4 protein-coding genes are annotated in these 5,026 nt (G+C 74.6%); 2 read left to right on the top strand and 2 right to left on the bottom strand.

Features of this window, described 5'->3' with window-relative positions:
• Positions 1-252, top strand: a 252-nt coding sequence (locus tag ACFV6D_RS28320) for an ATP-binding protein (RefSeq protein ID WP_380561568.1), incomplete at its 5' end; no start/stop codon positions are given.
• Between the two features lie 47 nt (positions 253-299).
• Here the strand turns inward: ACFV6D_RS28320 and ACFV6D_RS28315 are convergent.
• The gene (locus tag ACFV6D_RS28315) at positions 300-1,841 is read right to left on the bottom strand and encodes an AMP-binding protein (protein WP_380561566.1); all 1,542 of its coding nucleotides are present in this window, start codon (positions 1,839-1,841) and stop codon (positions 300-302) included.
• A 39-nt stretch (positions 1,842-1,880) separates the two neighbouring features.
• Entirely contained in the window at positions 1,881-2,999 is a 1,119-nt protein-coding gene (locus ACFV6D_RS28310; RefSeq protein ID WP_380561564.1) for an NAD-dependent epimerase/dehydratase family protein, read from the bottom strand.
• A 262-nt stretch (positions 3,000-3,261) separates the two neighbouring features.
• Here ACFV6D_RS28310 and ACFV6D_RS28305 point away from each other — a divergent pair, with 262 nt between their 5' ends.
• The gene (locus ACFV6D_RS28305; protein ID WP_380561562.1) at positions 3,262-4,908 is read left to right on the top strand and encodes a purple acid phosphatase family protein; all 1,647 of its coding nucleotides are present in this window, start codon (positions 3,262-3,264) and stop codon (positions 4,906-4,908) included.
• Positions 4,909-5,026: the final 118 nt, after the last annotated feature.

Here is a 5,026-nt window from a genome sequence, read left to right as displayed (position 1 = left end):
TCCTTCTGTCTGTGGGGGGCCTCGGCGGTTTTTTTGTTGTTGGAGCGGGGGGGGGGGGGGGGCCCCGCCCCCACGCCGCGCCGCGACGACGGCCGGGCCGCCGGCGAGCCCGGCGAGAGCGGTGCCGGGCTCGGGCTCGCCATCGTGCGCGGCATCGTCGAGGCGCACGCCGGGCGGGCGGAGGTGCGCAACGTCGCCGGGGGCTGTTGCTTCGAGATCGCCCTGCCCGCGCCGCGCGCCCGGAGGGAATGACGAGGCAGGTCCCGGGGTCCGCGTTTCGAGCGCGCGGCCTACTCGGCCTACTCGGCCACGGCCTGGCGCAGCCGCTTCTTGTCCGGCTTGCCGACCGACGTCAGCGGGATCTCGTCCACGAGGTGCAGGGCCTCCGGCGCGTAGATCCGCCCCTTGCGGGCCGTGACGAACGCCTGGATGTCCGCCAACTCGGGCTGCTGCCCCGGAGCGGGAACGACGGCGACGTGGACGTGCTCCGCCTCCTGCGCGTCGCGCACGCCGAAGACCGCGCAGCGGGCGATCGCCGGGTGGGTGAGGAGGAGGTCCTCCACCTCGGACGGGTAGACGTGCCCGCCGACCACGATGATCAGGTCCTTGACCCGGTCGGCCAGGTAGAGGTAGCCGTCCGCGTCGAAGTAGCCGACGTCGCCGGAGTTCAGCCAGCCGTCGCGCAGCACCTCGGCGGTCAGGTCGGGCCGCTTCCAGTACCCGGCCATGAGTCCGGCCGATCGGATGTGGACCTCGCCCTGCTCTCCGGTCGGCAGCCCGGTGCCGTCCTCGGCGCGGATCTCCACGTCGACGCCCGGGAGGGGCCGTCCGACCGAGACCTGGCCGCCCTGCGCGATCCGGTCGTGCCCCTCCGGGGTGAGGAAGGAGATCAGCTGCGCCTCGGACATCCCGTAGATGCCCACCAGGACCGGCCCGAACACCTTGAGCGCCTCGCGGATCCGGGTCGGCGAGGCGGCGCAGCCCCCGTACATGATCTGCCGGAGGCTGGACAGGTCGGTGCGGCCGATCGCCGGGTGGTCGAGCAGCTGGTAGAGCAGCGGCGGCAGCGCCCAGAGGCTGGTGATGCGCTCGCGCTCGACGGCGGCCAGGACCTCGCCGGGGTCGAAGGTGCGTTGGAGGACCACCGTGCCGCCGTGGTGGAGCGTCAGGTCGGAGAAGATCCCGGCGAGGTGGGCGAGCGACGTGGCGGCGAGGAAGCGGGGCGCCTCGTCGGCCGTGCCGGCGGAGCCGAACGAGGTGTCGAAGACGCCGCGGTAGGGGCCGTGCAGGCTGACGATGCCCTTCGGGATTCCGGTGGTACCGCCGGTGTGGCGGATGCCGAGGTCGTCGTCCGGGCCGATCCGGACGGCGGGCGGCTCGGCGGGGCGGTTCGCGGCGGCGGCGATCACGTCCTCGCCGACGGTCGCTGGTCCGGCGCCGAGGCGCAGGACGGTCGGCACGTCGATCAGGGGCAGCAACTCGGCGGCCTCCGCGTACCGTTCGGCGTCCACGAGGAGGACGGCGGCGTCGACGCTTGCCGCGACCTCGGCCAGGACGGGGGTGCTCATACCGTCGTACAGGGTGACCACCCGCGCACCTGCGAGGCCCGCGGCGTAGCGGGCGCCGAGTGCCTCGGCGGTGTTGCCGGTGAGGAGGGTGACGGTGTCCCCGCGGGTGACGCCCCGGGCGATGAGCTCGTGGGCGAGGCGGTAGGTGGCGGCGGCGAAGTCGCCGGCGGTGATCTCGACGCCGTCGGCGGTGACGATGGCCCGCCGGCCGGGGTCGGCGGAGAGGGACCGGAGGATCAGGGCGGGTGCGCTGACGAATTCCTGGTCGTTCACGGCCACATCTCCCTTGTAGTTTGCAACCATGCCGCCAGGCTAGCCCCATCCTCCGCTCTTCACCGGCGAGTTCCGGCCGACATCGGACGGGCAGTCAGGTGCGGCGCCGGACCGCGGCGCCGCCGCGAACTCGGCCATCCCGGCGGAGAACGGCACCTGCGGGCGCCAGCCGAGTTCGGCGCGCAGCCGGGAGGAGTCGGCGGTGATGTGCCGGACGTCGCCCAGGCGGTACTCGCCGGTCACCAGCGGTGCCGGGCCGCCGTACGCCGCCGCCAGCGCCCCGGCCAGCTCGCCGATCGTGCGGACCTCGCCGCTGCCCACGTTGTAGGCGCGGGAACTGCCCGGCGCGCGGGCGGCAAGGGCCTCCAGCGCGGCGAGGTTGGCCGCGGCGACGTCCTCGACGTGGACGAAGTCCCGGCGCTGGCCGCCGTCCTCGAACACCCGGGGGGCCTCGCCCCGGGCCAGCGCCGAGCGGAACAGCGAGGCGACCCCCGCGTACGGGGTGTCGCGCGGCATGTCCGGCCCGTACACGTTGTGGTAGCGGAGCGTCAGGACGGCGCCCTGGCAGGCCCGGGCCCACACGGAGGCCAGGTGCTCCTGGGCGAGTTTGGTGGCCGCGTACACGCTGCGCGGGTCGGCCGGGGCGTCCTCGGCGACCAGGCCGGGGCTCAGGGCGCGGCCGCAGGCCGGGCAGGGCGGTTCGAAGCGCCCGGCCTCCAGGTCGGCCGGGCGGCGCGGGCCCGGGGCGACGTCGCCGTGCGCGGGGCAGCGGTAGCGGCCCTCCCCGTACACCACCATCGAGCCGGCCAGGACGAGGCGGCGGACGCCGGCGCGGGCCATCGCGGCGAGCAGGACGGCCGTGCCGAGGTCGTTGCAGCCCGCGTAGGCGGGGGCGTCGTCGAGGTCCAGCCCGAGGCCGACCATCGCCGCCTGGTGGCAGACCGCGTCCACCCCGGCCAGCGCCCGCTGCACGGCGGCGGCGTCCCGGACGTCCCCCTGCTCGAAGGCCACGCCCCCGGGCAGTTCGGGGGCCCGCCCCGGGGGGTGGACGGCGGGCAGCAGTGCGTCCAGCACCCGCACCCCGTGCCCGGCCGCGACCAGCGTGCGGACCACGGCCGACCCGATGAACCCGGCTCCGCCGGTGACCAGAATCTCCATGCCGCCGACGCTAGCCGTGCGGGGCGGCGGATCGGGCGTGGACGGACCGGCCGTCAGGGATCGGTAATCCTCCCGGCGTAACCGGCGTAACCGGTGTGACAGGCGTAACTGGTGTGACCGGCCTGACCGGTGTCACGGTTGATCGCCGCCCGATCCGATCCGGCGTTCAACTGGCGTTCGCCGGAAGAACCTTCGCCGGTGGCCCGGGCGCCCGGTTCGGCTGGGACTCTCCTGGGCGTTTCCCGGAGCCTTGGAGGCGACAGTGTCACATCCCTCGCGCAGAACGGTCCTTCGGACGGGTACCGCCGCCGGTGCGCTGGCCGCGCTGCCCGCGTCCACCCTCCTCTGGACGCAGCCGGCCCTGGCGGGCACCCCCGGACCGGAGCAGATCCACCTCCAGTGGGGCAACGAGCCGTCCCGCGAGATGACCGTCTCCTGGGCGACGGCCGCCACCGTGCGCCGCCCCCGGGTGCGGATCGGTACCCCGCGCGGCGGCGCCGGCCACACCGTGGACGCCGAGACCCGCACCTACGTCGACGGGCTCAACAAGGTCGAGACGTACACCCACCACGTCCGCCTGGACGGCCTGCGGCCCGACACCACGTACGTCTACGAGGTGCTGCACGACGGCTCCGGCCCGGTGCGCGGCACCTTCCGCACCGCGCCCGCGCGCGGCCGGGCCGCGTTCCGTTTCACCAGCTTCGGCGATCTCGGCACCGGCGACAACGTGTTCAGCAAGTCCTCGATCCACGGCGCCGCCGCCGTCCGCCAGGTCGAGCAGTTCGCGCCGCTGTTCCACCTGCTCAACGGCGACCTCGCGTACGCCAACAACAACCCGCAGCGCCAGCCGCAGTGCTGGAACGCGTTCATGAACAACCTCGCCAAGTCGGCCGCCGGCCGGCCCTGGATGCCCGCGCCCGGCAACCACGAGGTCGAGGCGGGCGGCGGGGACCTCGGCTACGCCTCCTACCTGACGCGCTTCGAACTGCCCGACAACGGCACCCGCGACTACTGCGGCAACTGGTACAGCTTCCAGGTCGGTTCGGTGCTGTTCGTGAGCCTCGACGGCAACGAGATCGCCGTCGAGGACGATGCCAGTCTCGACCCGGCCACCGGCCAGTCCATCTACATCAGCGACTACAGCGAGGGCGCCCAACTCCGCTGGCTGGAACGCACCTTGGCGCGCGCCCGGCGCGGCCGCGCGGTGGACTGGGTCGTCGTCAACCTGCACCAGTTCGCGATGTCCTCCTCGGCCGCCAGCCACGGCGGCGACATGGGCATCCGCGAGAAGCTGATGCCGCTGCTCGACCGTTACTCCGTCGACCTCGTCCTGGCCGGGCACGACCACGACTACGAGCGCACCCACCCCGTCCGCGGCACCGAGCCGGGCGGCCTGCTCACCCCGGCCGTCGCCGACGACGACCTGCGCCGGATCGACACCTCGGAGGGCACCGTCCACCTGATCCTCGGCGGCGGCGGCACCGCCGGCCACGACGACGTTTACCTGCCCGCCGACGCGGACGGCGTCCGCCAGGCCTCCGTGCGCACCCAGCGGCTCACCTTCAAGGCCGACCCGGACGCGAAGGAGAAGGCCCACTGGTCCGCGGTCACCGACCCGGACACCGCCTTCCCGTACGGCGTCGCGGTCTTCGACGTCGACCCCGGGCCGGTGCCGGGCGGCCGCACCACCATCACCGTCAGCTACTACCACTCCCCGTCCGCCACCGCGGCCAACCCGTTCCCGACGCCGGTGCTCTTCGACCGCTTCACCCTGTACCGCGACCGCAGCGACGGCTGGGGCGACCGGGACCGGAACGACGACCGGAGCGACGCCCAGGGCGAGGACCAGGGCGAGGACCAGGGCGAGGGCGAGAACACCGGCTCCGAGGTCGGCGCCGGGCGCCGGTGACGCCTCGCGTCCTTGAGGGGCGCGCCCCGGGGGGGGGGCGGCGGGGCCCGGGGGGGCCGGGGACCCCCCCCCGGGGGGGGGGCCCCCCCCCCGGGGGCAGGGTGACCGGCCGGGGGCG

Origin of the sequence: Kitasatospora sp. NPDC059812 (assembly GCF_042732075.1) — a bacterium.
Classification (GTDB): Bacteria; Actinomycetota; Actinomycetes; order Streptomycetales; family Streptomycetaceae; genus Kitasatospora.
Note: the sequence above shows the minus strand (reverse complement) of the source record. Positions and strands in the feature narration are given on the sequence as shown.

What these genes read in the sequence shown, in the direction of transcription:
- ACFV6D_RS28310 (WP_380561564.1), bottom strand. Translation starts at nt 2,999, where the DNA reads ATGGAGATTCTGGTCACCGGCGGAGCCGGGTTCATCGGGTCGGCCGTG.